2 protein-coding genes are annotated in these 3,822 nt (G+C 60.8%); both read right to left on the bottom strand.

The features are described 5' to 3' along the window. Positions 1–26: 26 nt before the first annotated feature. Positions 27–1,094 (bottom strand): autotransporter domain-containing protein, encoded by a 1,068-nt coding sequence (locus tag GPL81_RS23205; protein ID WP_160108605.1) that lies wholly within the window; start codon positions 1,092–1,094, stop codon positions 27–29. A 314-nt stretch (positions 1,095–1,408) separates the two neighbouring features. Next, positions 1,409–3,822 (bottom strand): autotransporter family protein (locus tag GPL81_RS23210; protein WP_160108606.1); only part of this gene is annotated, 2,414 nt, incomplete at its 5' end.

Below are 3,822 nucleotides of genomic sequence, written 5' to 3' on the forward strand. Positions count from 1 at the left end.
GCAGCACACCGCTTGAGATCATCCCCTCACCACCGCATCCGCACACCCAGGCTGCCAATCAACCCGTTGAAGTCGCTGTTGAGCACATCGCTGCTGTAGTCGGCGCTGACATACAGGCTGACGGTCGGTGTCATTCTGGCGACCAGACCCAAACCCAGTTCGACCGTCGAAGAGTTGCGACTGCTGGTGATCTTGTCGACCTGGTCCAGCGTCACCGTATTGCCGGTGTACACCGTGTGCCACAAGTTGGTCCGAACATAAGGTTCGACAGGCAGGCCGTCGATGGCATAACTGCCTTTCAATTTGGCACCGACACGACCGCTCCATGACGTCAGGTCGGAGGAGGACGTGTTGCCAGAGCCCGCATAAGGTGTATCGAGGCTAATTCGCTGGTTGATCAATTGTGCCTGGGGTTCAACCACCCAGTTATCGCTGATGCCAATCGGGAAGCCACCTTCCACCGACAGCGTCATCGCGCTGCCTTCGGTGGCTTGCCGGAGGCCTTGGTCGTTGCGACTGAAACCGTTGACGCGACCACCGCTGGCCGTCAGGTCGACGTGCCAGCCTTGTGGCCCGGTCAGGCTGTAGTAGGCACCGAGGCTTTGGCCTTGCAGGTTGAGGGTGTCGGTGTTCGGGTCAGACATGCCGCGATTGGTCAGCAGGCCATTGCTGTTGCCCTGAATCTGGTTGGTGCCGCCAATCAGGCCGATCTGCTGGGTATGGCCGCTACCGCTTTGCAGGGTCAGGATCGCCGGACCCTTGATTTCGCCTGAGCCGGGATTGGTAAAGCCTTGGTCCGTGGCGTCGATTTGCGCCTGTCGGGAGGCCTGCCCATAGACCTGATCCCAGGCATAGGGGGTCGCGTCTTGGGTGGTGAGTTGGCTACTTCGCATATCAGGGGCAGGGCTGAAACGGCCGGGGTAAGTGGTGGCGATTGCGGGCAGGGCGAGCACCGGGATGTCCTGGCGATACCAGGGGGCTGTATCTTCTTCGACCGGTGAGGCCTGCACTTCCATGGAGGAGCACAACAGGAGTGAGCTCGAGACAGTGCAAAAAGTGATTTTGATCTCTTGTTGGGTGAATGAGGTTTTCATGGCGTGGCTACCTTGCATCGCGTGCCGTACTTGCCTTGGCGTCTCTCCTACCCCGAGCGAGGGGCGACCGAATGTATGGAGGCAAGCCGGGGGCCGCCCGTGTTCGCGGGTGTCTTGGGGGGCTTGCCCCTGATAGTGTTTCCGGGGGTAGTACGGTGAAGTCAAGAAGACCCCTGCCGCTGCGTCAAGAAAATGGCCGATAAGCGGTATGGGTATTTCTGGTCTTATAAGTGACTGATTTACGGCGCATCCCTAAGTTCTTGTTTATTGGAAATAACGTCAAAAAAAATGCGGGCTAGAGCGTTTGCTCGGTATTACCAGCTCACCCTTATTCCCAAATTACCGGCCACTCCACGCTGCTGATTGCTGTCTATATTGCGGCTGTAATCGACATTGGCGTACACACTGACGCTGGTGGCCAGGGACAGGTTGGCGCCGATACCGACATCGGCCCACGAAGATTTCTGCTCGGTGTCGATATCGGTAGTACCGGCAAAAGTGACCGTATCGGTGCCGGTAAGTGTCTGCCAAAGGTTTGCGCGCAACCAAGGCTCCAGTGGCAGGCCCCCGACGGTATAACGCCCTTTGAGACGTGCACCCAGACGTCCGGTCCAGGCGGGGTCAGAATCGAAAGACACCCTGGAAATGCCGTCGTCCTGACTGTCGAGGTTTATCTTCTGGCGGATGATTTGCGCCTGGGGTTCGATCACCCAATCGTTCGCCAGCGCGAAGGGATAACCGGTCTCTACCGAGAGGGTCAGCCCGTGACCGTTATTGTCGAGTTTGAGGCCGCGGTCGGAATGGCTGTCGCCGCGCAGCCAGGTGTACATCGCTACCGTATCGAAATACCAGCCGCCGGGGGCCGCAAGGGTCCAATACAGGCCAACGCTGTCACTCTCGAGCTCGACTTTACCGGCACGCTTGCCTTGATAGCCCTGGTTGAAGCCATCGACATCACCCTCCAGGCGGCTATGGCCGACGAAGAAGCCTGTGCGTTGGGTTTGTCCCCCGGAAGTCTGTGAGCCGTACAGGTCGTTGCCCACCTGAAACCCCTTGATCGAGCCGTCGAGCCGTGGCGTGACGGTGCCGGCCCAGGTCTGGTCGATGTTCTTGCCGTAGACCCGGCCCCAGCCGGCGCCAAAGGAGCCGGTTTCTCTCAACAGTCGTTGATCGCCTTGGCGATCATGGAAAGTACCGAGGGCGGACAGGGTCAGTTGCGCGGCGGCCGGGGGCAATACCGCCCAGACAGGCACTTCCTGACGGTACAGCGCAATCGGCGCGGCACCGGGTGCGGGCGTGCTCAATGGCGGGCTTCCGGGAGCGGCCACGGGTGTCGCCACCAACGGCACCAACACCACCACCGGCGGCAGGGCCGGGTCGGCGTTGGCCACGGTGACCGGAACCAGCGGCGGCGCCACGACGGACGAACGCAGGTACCAGCTGTTTTCGCTGCCAGGGGTGACGCCGCCCTTGAACAGGCGGTACTCGAAGGCGCCGGCCGACAACGGGGTCTTGAGCGAGAAGGCGCCGGCATCGCTGGTTGCCGTGCCTTGGGCCTGGACCACCTGAATACCGTTTTGCAAGGTGGCCGCACCCGTGCCACCCAGATTGGTGACCGAGATGGTAGTGGTACCGGTCAAATTCCCGTTATTGACCACCAGTTTGTCACTGGGCGAGCTGTCATCGCCGAGCACGCTTTGCACCTTTAACTGGCCGCCGCTGCCGGCGTAATTGCCCTGGACCGTCAGTGTGTCGCTGGTACGGGTATTGCCGCTGCTCAGGTCGATGATCCCCGCGTTGTTCAACGTGGCGCGCTGGCCGGTGGTGAAGGGCGTGATGCTGCCTTGCGTGGAGGTCAGGGTGCTGCTGCCGTCAATATTGAAAACGCCGGTGCCGCTGGCGTTGTCACCCAGGACGAAGTTATCGGCGAGATCGAGCCGTGAGCTGTTGTTCAGGTTGACCGTTTCCCAATTGACGTAACGACCGGCGCCCGTGGTTGTGGTGTGATCGAAGGTCAGCACATCGTTGCCGCTGCCACCGTTGACGCTCGGGGTCTGGGCGAGGGTGCCTTCACTGAGATTGCGCACGGTTGCGCTGTCATTACCGTCTTCCATCAGGATTGCCGAATGGAGGAGGCCGCCGCCATCCCAGACAAAGGTGTCGTTGCCTGCGCTGGTGCGGATCTCGCCGACGACCTCGCCACCGGTCACCGTGATGCTGTCGTTACTACCGCTGACGCTGATGTTGCCGCCAATCTTGCCCCCGGAGACGATGATGGTGTCTCGTCCGAAGCCCGTCACTAGATTGCCCAGGATATTGCCGCCGGACATGTCGAACAGGTTGTTGTCGAGTTTCATGTCGACCCGGCCGATGGTGCCCCCGGTCATTTTCGCGGTATCGCCGTCCTCGAAGGCACCGACGATGGTGCCACCGGTCATCAGGAAAAAGTCGCGGCTGTCGCCCTGGGCCAGGGACTTTATAGAGCCGCCGTTCATGGTGAAGTTATCGATGCCGCTGCCCTGGTTGACGGCCCCGGTAATCTGCCCGGCGTTGATGGTGAGGGTGTTGGTGCCATCCCCCTGATTGAGCGCGCCGAGGATGCGGCCGGAGTTCATGACCACCGTATCGGCGCCGGCGCCGAACGTGACGTTGCCATTGATCGTACCGGTGCCGCTGGCGGGAAAGGTCAAGGTGTTATTGCCCGCCAGGTCAGTCAGCGGTCCATTGC

The sequence above is a fragment of the Pseudomonas izuensis genome, assembly GCF_009861505.1.
Classification (GTDB): Bacteria; Pseudomonadota; Gammaproteobacteria; order Pseudomonadales; family Pseudomonadaceae; genus Aquipseudomonas; species Aquipseudomonas izuensis.

Coding starts and splice junctions, on each gene's coding strand:
- GPL81_RS23205 (WP_160108605.1), bottom strand. CDS start 1,094: ATGAAAACCTCATTCACCCAACAAGAGATCAAAATCACTTTTTGCACT.